At 72.9% G+C, this 15,945-nt stretch carries 14 protein-coding genes; 9 read left to right on the forward strand and 5 right to left on the reverse strand.

Translation table 11 applies throughout. The features are described 5' to 3' along the window. Positions 1–301: 301 nt before the first annotated feature. Both ACGFYQ_RS29525 and ACGFYQ_RS29530 read right to left on the reverse strand, forming a co-directional pair. Positions 302–1,522 carry an acetyl-CoA C-acetyltransferase gene (locus tag ACGFYQ_RS29525; RefSeq protein ID WP_393749105.1) on the reverse strand — a complete coding sequence of 407 codons (1,221 nt, stop codon included), beginning with the start codon at positions 1,520–1,522 and terminating at the stop codon, positions 302–304. A gap of 48 nt (positions 1,523–1,570) precedes the next feature. Continuing rightward, positions 1,571–2,677, reverse strand: coding sequence for an SGNH/GDSL hydrolase family protein (locus ACGFYQ_RS29530; protein ID WP_393749107.1), 1,107 nt, complete (start codon positions 2,675–2,677; stop codon positions 1,571–1,573). Positions 2,678–2,811: 134 nt separating this feature from the next. On the opposite strand from ACGFYQ_RS29530, the gene ACGFYQ_RS29535 reads away from it, so the two are divergent. Further along, complete coding sequence (locus ACGFYQ_RS29535; protein WP_393749223.1) at positions 2,812–4,197, forward strand: cystathionine beta-synthase; 1,386 nt, start codon at positions 2,812–2,814, stop codon at positions 4,195–4,197. 388 nt (positions 4,198–4,585) lie between these two features. Here the strand turns inward: ACGFYQ_RS29535 and ACGFYQ_RS29540 are convergent, their stop codons facing one another. Next, positions 4,586–4,963: a hypothetical protein gene (locus ACGFYQ_RS29540; RefSeq protein ID WP_393749109.1), complete on the reverse strand. Its 378-nt coding sequence runs from the start codon at positions 4,961–4,963 to the stop codon at positions 4,586–4,588. Positions 4,964–5,104: 141 nt separating this feature from the next. On the opposite strand from ACGFYQ_RS29540, the gene ACGFYQ_RS29545 reads away from it, so the two are divergent. Continuing rightward, positions 5,105–5,947, forward strand: coding sequence for a MurR/RpiR family transcriptional regulator (locus ACGFYQ_RS29545; protein WP_393749111.1), 843 nt, complete (start codon positions 5,105–5,107; stop codon positions 5,945–5,947). 7 nt (positions 5,948–5,954) lie between these two features. Here the strand turns inward: ACGFYQ_RS29545 and ACGFYQ_RS29550 are convergent, their stop codons facing one another. Continuing rightward, the gene (locus tag ACGFYQ_RS29550; protein ID WP_393749113.1) at positions 5,955–6,206 is read right to left on the reverse strand and encodes an FAD-dependent oxidoreductase; all 252 of its coding nucleotides are present in this window, start codon (positions 6,204–6,206) and stop codon (positions 5,955–5,957) included. Between ACGFYQ_RS29550 and ACGFYQ_RS29555 the strand changes: the two genes are divergently transcribed. Next, positions 6,205–6,474: a hypothetical protein gene (locus tag ACGFYQ_RS29555; protein ID WP_393749115.1), complete on the forward strand. Its 270-nt coding sequence runs from the start codon at positions 6,205–6,207 to the stop codon at positions 6,472–6,474. The two genes, ACGFYQ_RS29550 and ACGFYQ_RS29555, sit on opposite strands and share 2 nt — an antisense overlap. A gap of 299 nt (positions 6,475–6,773) precedes the next feature. Then, a complete protein-coding gene (locus tag ACGFYQ_RS29560; protein WP_393749117.1) occupies positions 6,774–8,084 on the forward strand; it encodes a hypothetical protein in 1,311 nt (436 codons plus the stop codon). Here the strand turns inward: ACGFYQ_RS29560 and ACGFYQ_RS29565 are convergent. Continuing rightward, complete coding sequence (locus tag ACGFYQ_RS29565) at positions 8,081–9,448, reverse strand: diaminopimelate decarboxylase (protein WP_393749119.1); 1,368 nt, start codon at positions 9,446–9,448, stop codon at positions 8,081–8,083. The two genes, ACGFYQ_RS29560 and ACGFYQ_RS29565, sit on opposite strands and share 4 nt — an antisense overlap. A 104-nt stretch (positions 9,449–9,552) precedes the next feature. Between ACGFYQ_RS29565 and hutU the strand changes: the two genes are divergently transcribed. The 5 genes from hutU (at position 9,553) to ACGFYQ_RS29590 (ending at position 15,934) form a co-directional block, all read left to right on the forward strand. Then, positions 9,553–11,217: a urocanate hydratase gene (gene hutU, locus ACGFYQ_RS29570; RefSeq protein ID WP_393749121.1), complete on the forward strand. Its 1,665-nt coding sequence runs from the start codon at positions 9,553–9,555 to the stop codon at positions 11,215–11,217. A gap of 23 nt (positions 11,218–11,240) precedes the next feature. After that, entirely contained in the window at positions 11,241–12,431 is a 1,191-nt protein-coding gene (locus tag ACGFYQ_RS29575; protein WP_393749225.1) for an allantoate amidohydrolase, read from the forward strand. Next, positions 12,422–13,786: a formimidoylglutamate deiminase gene (locus ACGFYQ_RS29580; protein WP_393749123.1), complete on the forward strand. Its 1,365-nt coding sequence runs from the start codon at positions 12,422–12,424 to the stop codon at positions 13,784–13,786. Before ACGFYQ_RS29575 ends, ACGFYQ_RS29580 begins: the two co-directional genes overlap by 10 nt. Positions 13,787–13,961: 175 nt before the next feature. Next, a complete protein-coding gene (gene hutI, locus ACGFYQ_RS29585; RefSeq protein ID WP_393749125.1) occupies positions 13,962–15,140 on the forward strand; it encodes an imidazolonepropionase in 1,179 nt (392 codons plus the stop codon). 113 nt (positions 15,141–15,253) lie between these two features. Beyond that, positions 15,254–15,934 (forward strand): LPXTG cell wall anchor domain-containing protein, encoded by a 681-nt coding sequence (locus ACGFYQ_RS29590; RefSeq protein WP_393749127.1) that lies wholly within the window; start codon positions 15,254–15,256, stop codon positions 15,932–15,934. Positions 15,935–15,945: the final 11 nt, after the last annotated feature.

The following is a 15,945-nucleotide window of genomic DNA, read 5'->3' on the forward strand; positions in this document are numbered from 1 at the left end:
AGATTCGGTCACAGGTCGGCCGCGACGGGATTAGATTTGGCGTCAGTACGAGGCGCTGGATCCGGCCGGATCCCTTGCGGCGACTGGCCGGCCGCGACCAGCTCAGCCGCTTGATTCCCTGGTCGCGCCGAGCCTCGCCACCGCTGCGGGCAGGTGCCGCCCCTCGTTCCTCGGGGCGACCCCTACCCTCCGCTACGGCTCAGCTCAGCCGCTCGATTCCCTGGTCGCGCTGAGCCTCGCCACCGCTGCGGGCAGGTGCCGCCCCTCGTTCCTCGGGGCGACCCCTACCCTCCGCTACGGCTCAGCTCAGCCGCTCGATGACCATGGCCATGCCCTGTCCGCCGCCCACGCACATCGTTTCCAGACCGAACTGCTTGTCGTGGAACTGCAGGCTGTTGATCAAGGTACCGGTGATGCGGGCGCCGGTCATCCCGAACGGGTGACCGACGGCGATGGCCCCGCCGTTGACGTTCAGCTTGTCCAGCGGGATCTCCAGGTCCCGGTAGGACGGGATGACCTGGGCCGCGAAGGCCTCGTTGATCTCGAACAGGTCGATGTCGCCGACGGTCAGGCCGGCCCGCTTCAGGGCCTGCTTGGACGCCTCGACCGGGCCCAGGCCCATGATCTCGGGGGAGAGGCCGGTGACGCCCGTGGAGACGATCCGCGCCAGCGGGGTCAGGCCCAGCTCGCGCGCCTTGGTGTCGCTCATGATGACCAGCGCCGCGGCGCCGTCGTTGAGCGGGCAGCAGTTGGCGGCCGTGACCAGGCCGTCCGGGCGGAAGACGGGCTTGAGGCCCGAGACGCCCTCCAGGGTCACGCCGGCGCGCGGGCCGTCGTCGGTGGAGACGACCGTGCCGTCCGGGGTGGTGACCGGGGTGATCTCCCGCTCCCAGAAGCCGTTCTTGATCGCGGCCTCGGCCAGGTTCTGCGAGCGGACGCCGAACTCGTCCATGTCCTGGCGGGTCACGCCCTTGAGGCGGGCCAGGTTCTCGGCGGTCTGGCCCATCGCGATGTACGCGTCGGGGATCAAGCCGTCCTCGCGCGGGTCGTGCCAGGACGCGCCCTCGCTCTGCGCGACGGAGGCGGTACGGGCCTCCGCGTCCGCGAAGAGCGGGTTGTGGGTGTCCGGCAGGCCGTCGGAGGAGCCCTTCACGGACCGGGAGACCATCTCGACGCCCGCGGAGATGAAGACGTCGCCCTCGCCCGCCTTGATGGCGTGCAGGGCCATCCGCGAGGTCTGGAGCGAGGAGGAGCAGTAACGGGTGATGGTGGCACCCGGCAGGTAGTCCATGCCCATCTGCACCGCGACGATACGGGCGAGGTTGTGGCCCTGCTCGCCGCCGGGGAGGCCGCAGCCGAGCATCAGGTCGTCGATCTCGCGCGGGTCCAGCTCGGGGACCTTGGCGAGCGCGGCCTGGATGATCGTCGCGGTCAGGTCGTCCGGGCGGACGTCCTTGAGGGACCCCTTGAAGGCGCGCCCGATGGGCGAGCGGGCGGTGGAAACGATGACGGCTTCGGGCATCGAAGGCTCCAAGGGTGTGTTGCGGCTCTATCCGGACCGCAAGCGAAGTTACCGCCCCGTACGGTCGGGGTCACCGGCCTTGGGGTGTGATGCCGGTCGCTCCGCTGCTCGCGGCGGTGTCCGGGGCCCGTCGCCCGGGGCCGCCGCGCCCGTCGCCCCGGCCGCGTGGGCGGCCGGGAGCTCCTCGCCCGGGACCCGCCGCCGGCGCCGGTGCTTGAGCAGTGCCCAGGGGCCGCGGGCCGCCGTGACCTCCGTACCCGCCTGGCCGGCCGCGGCCGACGCGGCCTTGGCCACCGGAAGCATGTCCTCGTCCCGGGACACGTCCAGCCGGTCGGACTCCGGCCACAGTCCGAGCGCCGCGCACACGGTCGGCAGCATGGCCATGGCGGCGGTCGCGTAGCCCTCCGCCGACGGGTGGTAGGAGTCCGGGCCGAACATCTCGCGCGGGTTCGCGGCGAACTCCGGGCCCAGCAGGTCCCCCATCGAGACCGTACGGGCGCCCAGTGCCACCACCCCTATGGTCTGCGCGGCGGCCAGCTGGCGCGAGACCCGCCGGGCCACCCAGCGCAGCGGCTGGTACACCGGCTCGATGGTGCCCAGGTCCGGGCAGGTGCCCACGACGACCTCGGAGCCCGCCAGCCGCAGCCGGCGTACCGCCCCGGTGAGGCACCGCACCGACTGGGTCGGCGGCATCCGCCGGGTCACGTCGTTCGCGCCGATCATGATCACGCACACGTCCGGGGCGGGCGCGTCACCGTCCAGCAGCATGCCCGCCTGCCGGTCCAGGTCGTCCGACATGGCGCCCGACAGGGCCACGTTGCGCAGCTCCACCGGCCGCTCGGCCACCTCCGCCAGCCCGGAGGCCAGCAGGGCCGCCGGAGTCTGCCGGGCCCGCCGTACGCCCAGCCCCGCGGCCGTGGAGTCGCCCAGCATGCCCAGCCGCAGCGGGCCCGGGCTCTGCTCCGGCCCGCTGAACTCGCTCCCGTACAGGCCGTCCGCGCGCGGCGGGTCGCCCAGCCCCGTGCCCACCGTCCGCTTGGCGAACTGCACCTCCGCCAGCACCAGACCCACCGCGGCGACCCCGACCAGCCCGAGTCCGCCCCCGCCGTACGCCGCCCCCGCCGCGATCCGGCGGGCCGTTCTCGCCCTGGACACCCTTCAGGCCACCTCGCTCCCTTGTCGGGCCTTGTTGACCTACCTGCCCCGTACGTACGGTCGGTCAATCCCTTTCCGCATAGTCTGGCCATGCCTCCCGGAGAACCCGTGGAGTCCCCTCCTTGGAGAACATGGTGCAATTCCACGACTCGATGATCAGCCTCGTCGGCAACACCCCGCTGGTGAAGCTCAACCGTGTGACCGAAGGCCTCCAGGCCACCGTCCTTGCGAAGGTCGAGTACTTCAATCCCGGTGGATCCGTGAAGGACCGGATCGCCGTACGGATGATCGAGGCCGCCGAGCAGAGCGGAGCCCTCAAGCCCGGTGGCACCATCGTGGAGCCGACCAGCGGCAACACGGGTGTAGGACTCGCCATCGTGGCCCAGCAGAAGGGCTACAAGTGCATCTTCGTCTGCCCTGACAAGGTGTCGATGGACAAGATCAACGTGCTGCGCGCCTACGGCGCCGACGTCGTGGTCTGCCCGACCGCCGTCGACCCCGAGCACCCGGACTCGTACTACAACGTGTCCGACCGCCTCGTGCGCGAGACGCCGGGCGCCTGGAAGCCCGACCAGTACAGCAACCCGAACAACCCCCGTTCGCACTACGAGACCACCGGTCCCGAGCTGTGGGAGCAGACGGACGGGAAGATCACCCACTTCGTCGCCGGCGTCGGCACGGGCGGCACGATCTCCGGTACCGGCAACTACCTCAAGGAGGTCAGCGGCGGGAAGGTCAAGGTCATCGGCGCCGACCCCGAGGGCTCGGTGTACTCCGGCGGCAGCGGCCGTCCGTACCTCGTCGAGGGCGTCGGCGAGGACTTCTGGCCGACGGCGTACGACCCGAACGTCACGGACGAGATCATCGCGGTGTCCGACAAGGACTCCTTCCAGATGACCCGCCGCCTCGCCAAGGAGGAGGGCCTCCTCGTCGGCGGCTCCTGCGGCATGGCGGTCGTCGCCGCGCTGAAGGCGGCCGAGGGCCTGGGGCCGGACGACGTGGTCGTCGTCCTGCTGCCGGACAGCGGCCGCGGCTACATGAGCAAGATCTTCAGTGACGAGTGGATGGCGGGACACGGCTTCCTGGAGGAGGCCGGGCCCGCCGCGCGCATCGGTGACGTGCTGAACGACAAGGAGGGCGGCATCCCCTCCCTCGTCCACATGCACCCCGAGGAGACGGTCGGCCAGGCCATCGACGTCCTGCGCGAGTACGGCGTCTCGCAGATGCCGATCGTCAAGCCGGGCGCCGGCCACCCGGACGTGATGGCCGCCGAGGTCATCGGCTCGGTCGTGGAGAAGGAGCTCCTGGCGGCGCTCTTCGCGAAGCAGGCCGCGCTGAGCGACCCGCTGGAGAAGCACATGAGCGCGCCGCTGCCGCAGGTCGGCTCCGGCGAGCCGGTGTCCGAGCTGATGGCGGTGCTGGGCGAGGCGGACGCGGCGATCGTGCTGGTCGAGGGCAAGCCGACGGGCGTCGTCAGCCGCCAGGACCTGCTGGCGTTCCTCGCCAAGGGCGCGAAGTAGCGGTTACGGAGCGGTTCCCGGCCGTCGCGCAAACGGTACGGGCCCGACACGTGACGGCAGCACCGGCTTAACACGGCTCCGGCACAGTGGTGGTTGTCGGCAGGGAAGCCCGGGAGACCGGGACCCGGCCGGCACCACCAAACGGCGTTGCGTGCCTCCGGAGCGGCTCCCGGACCGCGTGGACGCCACCGGACGCGGACGGCCCTGACCCGGCCCGTGTCCTTCGCGGGGACCGCCGTCGTCCCGCCCCCGGGCAACCGGGGTGCGGCGGTCCCCGCGCCAAAAGCAGCCCCAGTCCCAGCTCCGGTCCCAGCCCCGCCGGCGTTCGAGGCGCGGAGGCTCGGGGGCGGCGCCCCCGCAACGGCGCCGCACCCAACGGCGGGGCCGGTCAGGCGCGGGTGTCCCGGCCCCAGCGGCGCAGCCTGTGGGCATGGGCGAAGTTCACACCCAGGATCCCGGCCCAGGCCACCACGAGCCCGCTCAGATGGGCATGCGCGGCGGCGATCGCGGACAGCGGGATCGCCAGGACCAGCGTGACGATGGCGAAGCCGAAGCGTTCGCCGAAGCCCCCCTCCGCCAGGGCGGCCGGACCGGCGGGGCCCCGCGCGGCGGACAGCCGGTCCTCCGCGAGCCGCCGCCGGACCTGCGTGTCGACCTTCTCGACGAACGAGTCCACCAGCGCGGCCTCGTACTCCGGACCCAGCTCCCGCCGGGCGTCCAGCGTGGCGTCGAGTTCTTTCTTCAGCTCTCGGGCGTGCGCGTCCATCCCCCCACCGTAGGAACCGCCGGAGGCCCCGGCACTGGGGGTAGCCCCCGTATCCGTATCCCGGGCGCGGCTTGCCGTGCTGCATAACCACATGCAGAGTGCTCGGTGACTGAATATCTCACCGGGACGGAGGGGACGGGCATGAGCGACAGCCCGGCCGCGCGGCTGCAGAAGCTCTTCGAAGGGCACCGGCTGACGCCGACCCAGCGGCGGATCGCGCACTGCATGGTGCGCGGAGCGGCGGAGGTGCCCTTCCTGTCGAGCGTGGAGCTCGCCGAGCTGGCCGGGGTGAGCCAGCCGTCGGTGACCCGGTTCGCGGTGGCGCTGGGCTTCGACGGGTATCCCGCGCTGCGCCGGCACCTGCGTGAGGTGGCCCCCGCCGAGCGGACCGGGACCGGGCACGAGGACGCGTACAACGAGTACCAGCAGGCCGTCCAGGGCGAGATCGAGAACCTGCGGCAGCTCGCGGCGATGCTCGCCGATCCCGCACCGGTCCAGGAGGCGGGCCGGCTGCTGGCCGGCTCGACCCCGCTGCCGGTGCTGGGGCTGCGGGCGGCGTCCTCGCAGGCGCGCGGGTTCGCGTACTTCGCCGCCAAGGTCCACCCGGACGTACGGCCCCTCGACGAGGGCGGCTCGATGCTGGAGGACCGGCTCGACGCCGCCGTCGGCGCGGGGGCCTCGGCGCTGCTCTGCTTCGCGCTGCCCCGCCATCCCCGGGAGGTCGTGGACACCCTGGAGCGCTCCCGGCGGGCCGGGCTGACCGTGGTGACGGTCGCGGACTCGGTCTTCGCGCCGGTGGCCCGCCACTCGGACCTGCTGATCCCGGCGCCGGTCGGGACCGGGCTGGCCTTCGACACGGCGTGCGCGCCGATGCTGCTGGGCCGGGTGCTGCTGGAGGCGATGGCGGACGCCCTGCCGGACGCGCAGGCCCGGCTGGAGGCCTTCGACGCGCGGGCCGCCGCGCGCGGGCTGTTCGTGGAGTGAGGGCGGTTCAGCGGTAGTCGAGCTCGGCCGGCTCGGTGGCGAGGCGGTTGCGCAGGGCCGGGACGCGGGCGAGCAGGGGCAGCAGGGTGTTGCGTACGGACCGCAGGGCGCGGCTGCGGGTGGTCGCGACCCGGGTCATCCGGTCGGTCGGGGCCACCACCCGCAGGGCGACCGGGCGGCGGCGGGCCTCGTAGCCGTCGAGGTCGCCGTCGGCCAGGGCGCGGCCGAGGGCGTAGTCGTCCTGGATGCCGGTGTTCATGCCCTGGCCGCCGGCCGGGCTGTGCACGTGGGCGGCGGAGCGGATGCGGGAGGTGTTCGCCGCCCAGGTCGCCCCGGCGCTGGCGGCGGCCCTCGGTCCCGAGCGGGCCGCCCGCGCGGCGGGCCTGGTCTCCGCCCAGCTGCTGGGCCCGGCCCTGACCCGCTACCTCCTGCGGCTCCCCGCGGTGACCGCCCTGACCCCGGACGACCTCGTCCCGGCCCTGGCCCCGGCCCTGGCCCCGGCCTTGGCGGTCACGCTCGCCGGCTGAGCGCTGTCCGGGCCCCGTCCGGGCCCCAGTTGGATCCCGTCCGGGCCCTGACCTGGCCCTGATCCGTCCCGCCCCTGACCCCACCCTGCCCCGGCCCTCGCCGGCTCGCGGACCGAACCGGCCAGGGCCGCTTTCGTCCAGCCGTTCGCCCTTCCAACTACCGTGCGGGGCAACGAGATTAGTGGATGTCACCGGGCGCCACACCCGCAACAGACCGCACAGCTGCACCTGCAGGGCAGCTGTCGTCGGTCGGGTGGACCTCCCGCGCCCCTTCCCACTTCTCTCCGCAGGAGAAAGCCATGTCGCTCCGCCGCGCCCTCCGCCGGTCCGCCGCCACCCTCGCCCTCGGTGCCACCACCCTCGGCATGGTCACCCTCACTTCGACGCCGGCCCAGGCCGCCGCCATCTGCGGCGGTGACGTGTCGATCTACGGCACCCTCGCCGACGGACGCCTCACCTACACGGCGATCTCCCCCAACACCGGCGACCGGGTCAAGACCCTGATCGGCCCCAGCCTCGGCTTCACGCCCAAGGCGATGGCCACCCTCAACTTCAACACCGTCCTCGTGACGTCGACGGCCGGCGAGCTGTACCGGGTCGACATCCAGACGAACGACAACGCGCTGGCCCTGGCCGGCGTCACGAAGATCTGGGACAGCGGCTGGACCTTCGACAAGATGACCTACGACGGCTACGGCCACCTCTACGGCACGGTCGCCGGCCAGCTCCACCGCTACAACGTCTCCCAGGCCAAGCCCTCCGGGCCCGCCCACATCGCCAAGCACGCGGTGATCGACGAGGGCTTCGTCCTCAAGACGCTCGCCGCCGCCGGAGACGACGTCCTCGTCGCCAGCACGGCCGACGGCAGGCTGCTCTCCTACCAGGTCAACGGCGTGGGGGACTGGGAGAGTTCGGAGCTCAAGAGCTCCGGCTGGTCGGCGGTCGACAGCCTGGTCTCGCCCGGCGGCGGCCTCTACTACGGCCGTACGAACGGCGGAATGTACTGGTACCACGACGCCGACCCCACCGACGGCAAGGGCACCGACATCGCCTACCACTCCGACGACCCGGTCGACGCGAGCGGCTGGACCCAGAGCCTGCTCTCCGCCTACGCGAGCGACTGCACCTACCAGCCGCCGGCGCCCCCCACCCCGACCCCCTCCACCCAGGGTGGGCAGATCGCCCGCAGCGAGGTCATGAGCCGCGCCGTGAACTGGCTGAACCGCGACATCCCGTACAACCAGGGTGCTTACGCCAGTGACCCGGACGGCGACCACACCTACCGCACCGACTGCTCCGGCTTCGTCTCCATGGCCTGGCACGCCGGCACCAGCTACACGACGTACAGCCTGCCCGGCGTCAGCAGCGTCATCTCCAAGTCCGACCTCCAGCCGGGCGACGCGCTGAACACCCAGGACGGGCACGTCGTGCTCTTCGAGAAGTGGGTCGACAAGGCCGCCGGCAAGTTCTCGTACATCCACGAGGCCAACACCGCGGACGACATGATGCGCGGTCAGGACTACCTCAACGGCGGCTCCGACGGCCGCATCGCCGGCCACGCCGCCTCCGGGTACGTCGCCCTGCGCTACGACAAGATCGTCAACGGCTAGCGGGTCGGGAGGAAGGCGTCCCGGAAGGCGCCGCCGGCCTCCGTGACGATCTCCATGAGGGACTGCGCCGGGCGGGCCAGGGCGAAGCGGACCTCCCCCTCCGGGGTGACCGTGAAGCCGTGGACCGCCGGGCGCGGCAGGCTGTTGTAGCCGTAGTGGGCGGTGAAGAAGTACGCGCCGGTGTCCGGGACGCCGATCAGGTCGCCCGGATCCAGCCGCGGCAGTTCCCGGGCCGTGGCGAGCAGGTCGCCGGCGAAGCAGGCCGGGCCGGCGATGTCCTGGGCGAGGAGGTCCCCGGCCTTCGGGGCGCCCTTCGCGTCGTACGGCAGGATCCGCAGCGGCCAGGCCGCCGGCGCGTACACCGTCCGGGTCGCCAGCTGGACCCCCGCGTGGGTGAGGGCGATCGGGCGGGCCCCGGTGGTCTTGGTGTACTCCACCCGGGCGAGGACCAGCCCGTGCTTGGCCAGCAGGGACCGGCCGAACTCCGTGACCAGGCCGTACGAGCCGTCGAAGAGGGCGGGGACCGCCCCGCGGAGGGCGGAGACGTACTCCGCGTACGTCGGGGTCTCCTCGTCCGAGGCGAAGTTCACCGGCAGGCCGCCGCCGATGTCGAGGGTGTCGACCTGGCGGCGGCCCGCCGCCGCGTTGATCTCCTCGGCCAGCGCGTGCAGCTCCCGTACGCCCTCCGCGATCAGCGGCAGCGGGACCCCCTGCGAGCCCGAGTGGGTGTGCAGCCGGGTCAGCCACGGGCGGTCGAGGAAGGCCCGTACGAGCCACTCGCGCGCGCCCGGGTCGCGCAGCGCGATCCCGAACTTCGAGGTCGCCGTGGCGGTGGACAGGGCGTCGATGGCGCCGGCCCCGGTCTGGGGGTTGATCCGGACGCCGACCGGGGACCGGGACGGGGACGGGCCCGCGGCGACCAGGGCGTCCAGCCGCTCCAGCTCCTGGCGGTTGTCGGCGTTGACGGCGATGCCGAGGGCCAGGGCCTCGCGCAGCTCGGCCGCCGTCTTGGCGGGGGAGTCCAGGACGGTCCGCTCCGGATCCACCCCGGCCGCCCGGGCCAGCGCCAGCTCGCCGGGACTGGCCACCTCGCAGCCGAGCCCGGCGCCGGCGAGCAGCCGCAGGACCGGGACGAGCGGGGCGGCCTTGACCGCGAAGGTGTGCAGGACGGGGGTGCCGGGCGCCAGGGCGGCCGCGAATGCGCTGGTCAGGGCGGTGGCGGAGGCCCGGATCCCGGCCGTGTCCAGCAGGCAGACCAGGGGCTGCGCGGAGTCGTGGCCGCCCACCAGGCCCTGCTCGACCGCGGCCCGTACCGCCAGATCCCGGCGCTCGGCGGCGCCCCGCACGTCCATGTCGGCAGCCATGTCCGCCATCCCATCATCCGGCGCGGCCGCCCGCAGCTGTTGACTGAATCTATTCAGAAGGCGAGTATGTGAATGGATTAACCAACATCGGAGGAGGCACAGCCATGTCAGGACCTCGCCCCGTACGGGCCTCGCGCGGTACCGCACTCAGCACCCTGGGATGGCAGCAGGAGGCCGCGCTGCGGATGCTCCAGAACAACCTCGACCCCGAGGTCGCCGAGCACCCGGACAAGCTCGTCGTCTACGGCGGCACCGGCAAGGCCGCCCGCGACTGGCGCTCGTACGACGCCATGGTCCGCACCCTCCAGACCCTCAAGCAGGACGAGACGATGCTCGTCCAGTCCGGCCGCCCGGTCGGCGTGATGCAGACCCACGAGTGGGCGCCGCGCGTCCTGCTCGCCAACTCCAACCTCGTCGGCGACTGGGCCAACTGGGAGGAGTTCCGCCGCCTGGAGCAGCTCGGCCTGACCATGTACGGGCAGATGACCGCCGGGTCGTGGATCTACATCGGCACCCAGGGCATCCTCCAGGGCACGTACGAGACCTTCGCGGCCGTGGCGGCGAAGAAGTTCGACGGCACGCTGGCCGGCACCATCACCCTGACCGCCGGCCTCGGCGGCATGGGCGGCGCCCAGCCGCTGGCCGTGACGATGAACGACGGCGTCGCGATCTGCATCGACGTCGACCCGCGCGCCATCGAGCGCCGCATCGAGCACCGCTACCTGGACGTGAAGGCCGACAGCCTCCAGCACGCCCTCCAGCTCGCCGTCGAGGCCCGCGACGCCCGCAAGCCGCTCTCCATCGGCCTGCTCGGCAACGCCGCCGACCTGCTCCCGCAGATGCTCGCCGAGGGCGCCCCGATCGACATCGTGACGGACCAGACCAGCGCGCACGACCCGCTGGCCTACCTCCCGACCGGCGTCGACTTCGACGACATGGCGTCGTACGCGGCCAAGGACCCGGCCGGCTTCACCACGCGGGCCCGCGAGTCCATGGCCAAGCACGTCGAAGCCATGGTCGGCTTCATGGACGCCGGCGCCGAGGTCTTCGACTACGGCAACTCCATCCGCGGCGAGGCCCAGCTGGCCGGCTACGACCGCGCCTTCGCCTTCCCCGGCTTCGTCCCCGCCTACATCCGGCCGCTGTTCTGCGAGGGCAAGGGCCCCTTCCGCTGGGCCGCCCTGTCCGGCGAGGCCTCGGACATCCACAAGACCGACAAGGCGATGCTGGAGCTCTTCCCGGAGAACGAGTCCCTGCACCGCTGGATCAAGATGGCGGGCGAGCGCGTCCACTTCCAGGGCCTGCCCGCGCGCATCTGCTGGCTCGGCTACGGCGAGCGCGACAAGGCCGGCGAGCGCTTCAACGACATGGTCGCGAGCGGCGAACTGGCCGCCCCGCTGGTCATCGGCCGTGACCACCTCGACTGCGGCTCGGTTGCCTCCCCGTACCGTGAGACCGAGGCCATGCTCGACGGCTCCGACGCCATCGCCGACTGGCCGCTGCTCAACGCCATGGTCAACGTCGCCTCCGGCGCCTCCTGGGTCTCCCTGCACCACGGCGGCGGCGTCGGCATGGGCCGCTCCATCCACGCGGGCCAGGTCACCGTCGCCGACGGCACCCCGCTCGCCGGCGAGAAGATCCGCCGCGTCCTCACCAACGACCCGGGCATGGGCGTCATCCGCCACGTCGACGCCGGCTACGACATCGCCGAATCGGTGGCGGACGAGCGCGGCGTCCGCATCCCCATGCGCGAGGGTGACACCGCGTGAGCGAGGCTCCCTCCTTCCACACCATGTGGGCGGACCTCGCGCCCATCGGGCGAAACGCCGACACCGGCGGGTACCGCCGGTACGCCTGGAGCGGGGCCGACGCCGACTGCCGGACCTGGTTCCGGGCGCAGGCGGAGGCGCGCGGGCTGACGTACGAGACCGACCGCAACGGCAACCAGTGGGCCTGGCTCGGCGACCCCCTCGCGGGGGACGCCGTGGTCACCGGCTCGCACCTGGACTCCGTCCCCGACGGCGGAGCCTTCGACGGCCCCCTCGGGGTGGTGTCCTCCTTCGCGGCCCTGGACGAACTCCGCAGGAGGGGCGCGGAGTTCGCCAGGCCACTCGCCATCACCAACTTCGGTGACGAGGAAGGGGCCCGCTTCGGCCTCGCCTGCGTCGGCTCCCGGCTCGCCGCCGGGCAGCTGACCAAGGAGAAGGCGTACGAGCTCCGCGACGCCGACGGCATCTCCCTGCCCCAGGCCATGGAGGCCGCCGGATACGACCCCGAGGGCATCGGGGCCGACCCCGAACGCCTGGGCCGGATCGGCGCCTTCGTCGAACTGCACGTGGAGCAGGGCCGGGCCCTGGACCTGTCCGGGGACCGCGTCGGCATCGCCTCCGCGATCTGGCCGCACGGCCGCTGGCGGTTCGACTTCCGCGGCGAGGCCAACCACGCGGGCACCACCCGCCTGGTGGACCGCCGCGACCCGATGCTCACGTACGCGGCGACCGTGCTGGCCGCCCGTACCGAGGCGGCCCTCGCCGGGGCCGTGGCCACCTTCGGGAAGATCTCGGTCGAGCCCAACGGGGTCAACGCGATCCCGTCCCTGGTGCGCGGCTGGCTCGACTCCCGCGCCGCCGACCAGGTCACCCTCGACACGGTCGTCACCGCCATCGAGAAGGCCGCCCGCGAGCGCGCCGACCAGGACGGCATCGACCTCGGCGTCGTCCGGGAGTCCTTCACCCCGGTCGTCGAGTTCGAGCACGCCCTGCGCGACGAGCTGAACCGGATCCTGGGCGGCGCCGTCCCCGTGCTCGGAACCGGGGCGGGACACGACGCCGGAATCCTCTCCGCGGCCGTCCCGACCGCGATGCTGTTCGTACGGAACCCCACCGGCGTCTCCCACTCCCCGCGGGAGTTCGCCGCCGAGGACGACTGCGTGGCCGGCGTCCTCGCCCTCGCCGACGTACTGGAAGGTCTCGCATGCAGTTGAAGGGGCACGTGGTGACCGCGGAGAAGACGTACTGGCTGGAACACGCCTGGCTCGGCACCCACGTCGAGCCGGGCGTGGCCCTGGCCGTGTCGGGCGACGGCCGGATCGCCGGCCTGCGCACCGGCGTGGACGCCCCGCCGCCCGGCGCGGAGATCCTGCGCGGCCTCACCCTCCCGGGTCTGGCCAACGCCCACAGCCACGCCTTCCACCGGGCCCTGCGCTCCCTCGTCCAGGTCGGCTCGGGCACCTTCTGGACCTGGCGCGACTTCATGTACAAGGTCGCCCAGAACCTCACCCCCGACACGTACTTCGCGCTCGCCCGCGCCGTGTACGCGGAGATGGCGCTGGCGGGCATCACGAACGTCGGCGAGTTCCACTACGTCCACCACGCTCCCGGCGGCGCCGCGTACGCCGACCCGAACGCCATGGGCGAGGCCCTGATCGAGGCCGCCGCCGAGGCCGGCATCCGGATCACCCTCCTCGACACCGCCTACCTCTCGGCGGGCTTCGGAGAGGCCCCGAACCCGCACCAGCTGCGCTTCTCCGACGGCACCGCCGACGCCTGGGCGGAGCGGGTGTCCGCCCTCAAGGGCCGTGACCACGCCCTGATCGGCGCCGCGATCCACTCGGTACGCGCCGTCCCGGCGGGGCAGTTGGCCACGGTCGCCGCGTGGGCGCAGGAGCGCCGGGCCCCCCTGCACGTCCACCTCTCCGAGCAGACCGCCGAGAACGACGCCTGCCAGGCCGCCCACGGCCGGACCCCGACCCAGCTCCTCGCCGACCAGGGCGTGCTGGGCCCGCGCACCACCGGCGTCCACAACACGCACCTCACCGACGAGGACATCGCCCTCCTCGGCGGCACCACCACCGGCACCTGCATGTGCCCCACCACGGAACGCGACCTCGCCGACGGCATCGGCCCGGCGACCCGCCTCCAGCGGGCGGGCAGCCCGCTCTCCCTGGGCAGCGACAGCCACGCCGTCATCGACCTGCTCGAAGAGGCCCGCGCGATGGAGCTGAACGAGCGGCTGCGCAGTCGTACGCGGGGGCACTGGACGGCGAACGCCCTGCTGACGGCGGCCACTGCCGACGGCCACGCGGCGCTCGGCCGGCCCGACGCGGGCCGTCTGGAGGAGGGTGCGCTCGCGGACTTCACCACGATCGCCCTGGACTCCGTACGCACGGCGGGCCCGCTGCCGCGGCTGGGCGCCGAGACGGCCGTGTTCGCCGCCACGGCGTCGGACGTCCGCCACACGGTGGTGGCCGGCCGCCACGTGGTCCGCGACGGCGCCCACACCCTGGTCGAGGACGTCCCCTCGGCCCTGGCCGCGGCCATCGCGGCCCTCCGCTCCTGACCGGCGCGGCTCACACACGGCGCTCCGCGCCCGCGCCTCAAACGCCGGCGAGGCTGAAATTGCCGCTGCGCGGCAATCCAGCCGCTCTGGGCAGGCGGCACCAGCCAAAATCCAGCCCCGCCGGCGTTTGAGGCGCGGGGTCTGGGGCGGAGCCCCAGGAAACCCGAGAGGAACCATGACCACCACCGTCATCACCCACATCGGCAGCCTCGTCACCAACGACCCCGCCCTCGGCGACGGTTCCCCCCTCGGGCTGATCCAGGACGCGGCCGTCGTCATCGAGGACGACAAGATCGCCTGGGTCGGCCCCGCCGGCAAGGCCCCGGCGGCAGACGACACGTACGACGCCGACGGCCGCGCCCTGATCCCCGGCTTCGTCGACTCCCACTCCCACCTCGTCTTCGCCGGCGACCGCACCGCCGAGTTCAACGCCCGGATGTCCGGCCGCAGCTACTCCGCCGGCGGCATCCGGACCACCGTCGCCGCCACCCGCGCCGCCACCGACGCCGAGCTCGAAGCCAACCTGGTGCGCCACCTCGACGAGGCCCGCCGCCAGGGCACTACCACCTTCGAGACCAAGTCCGGCTACGGCCTCACCACCGCCGACGAGGCCCGCGCCCTGCGCATCGCCGCCGCGCACACCGAGGAGGTCACCTACCTCGGCGCGCACATCGTCTCCCCCGACTACGCCGAGGACCCGGCCGGCTACGTCGACCTCGTCACCGGCGAGATGCTGACCGCCTGTGCCCCGTACGCCCGCTGGGTGGACGTCTTCTGCGAGAAGGGCGCCTTCGACGGGGACCAGGCCCGCGCGATCCTCACCGCGGGCGCCGCCGCCGGGCTGATCCCGCGCGTCCACGCCAACCAGCTCTCCTACGGCCCCGGCGTGCAGCTCGCCGTCGAGCTCGAAGCCGCCTCCGCCGACCACTGCACCCACCTCACCGACGCCGACGTCGACGCCCTGGCCCAGGCCGCCGCCACGACCGTGGCCACCCTGCTGCCCGGCGCCGAGTTCTCCACCCGCGCCCAGTGGCCCGACGCCCGCCGCCTGATCGACGCGGGCGCCACCGTCGCCCTGTCCACGGACTGCAACCCCGGCTCCTCCTACACCAGTTCGATGCCCTTCTGCATCGCACTCGCCGTCCGCGACATGCGGATGACCCCCGACGAGGCCCTGTGGTCCGCCACCGCCGGCGGTGCCCGCGCCCTGCGCCGCACCGACATCGGCGCCGTCAGGCCCGGAGCCCGCGCCGACCTGGCCCTCCTCGACGCGCCCAGCCACGTCCACCTCGCCTACCGCCCCGGTGTCCCGCTCGTTTCCGCCGTGTGGCAGAAGGGTGTCCGCGTCCACTGACGAACGGTCAATTCCGGCCTGCCCTTTGTCTTCCCTCCGTAAGGCCCCGGGCGTACCTTGAGCCACCAATCTGATGTGTCGTCAGTAACTTGTGGCCCGAGGGGAAGACGAAGGTGTCCAACCGGAAACGCTTCACCGCGCTCGCGCTGGCGTCCGCGCTGGCCGGATCGGCGGTCCTGCTGGCCGCCCCCGCAGCCCACGCCGCCGTCGTCGACGTGGCATACGACTGCAAGACCCCGATCGGGGACAAGTCGGCCGTATCGCCCATCGACATCAAGGCCGTCAAGGAAGGCGACGGCTACAAGCTGACGATGTCCTTCCAGAAGGGCGTCTCGTCCAGCCCGATCGAACTCGGCAAGGGCGCGATGAACCCCAGCGCCGTCATCCTCGTCGGCGGCGCCGAGAAGGTCTCCGTACCGGTCTCCGGCCCGCCCAACCCCGAGGCCGCGCCCGCCAACACCCCCATCAAGATCACCGACCTGTCGGGCACCTACACGCCGAAGAAGAGCGGCAAGGTCACCTTCACCGCCGGTGTGCTCACCATCAAGGCGATGGGCACCACGACCACCTGCACCCCCGGCAACAGTCCGGGACCGTCCCTGGAACTGGACGTCACGGCCCCCGGCGGCGCCGCCGCGCAGTCCGGCGGCGACGGCGACGGGGACGGCACCCTCCCGCAGACCGGCCCCACCGACTCCGCCCTCGCCCTCGGCACCCTCGGCGGCACCGTGCTGCTGTCCGGCGCCGCGGGCGTGCTCTGGCTGACCCGGCGCGGCCAGCGAGCCCGGTCCTGAACGGAGCACCC

The sequence above is a fragment of the Streptomyces sp. NPDC048258 genome (assembly GCF_043201995.1).
In the GTDB taxonomy this organism is placed as follows: Bacteria; Actinomycetota; Actinomycetes; order Streptomycetales; family Streptomycetaceae; genus Streptomyces.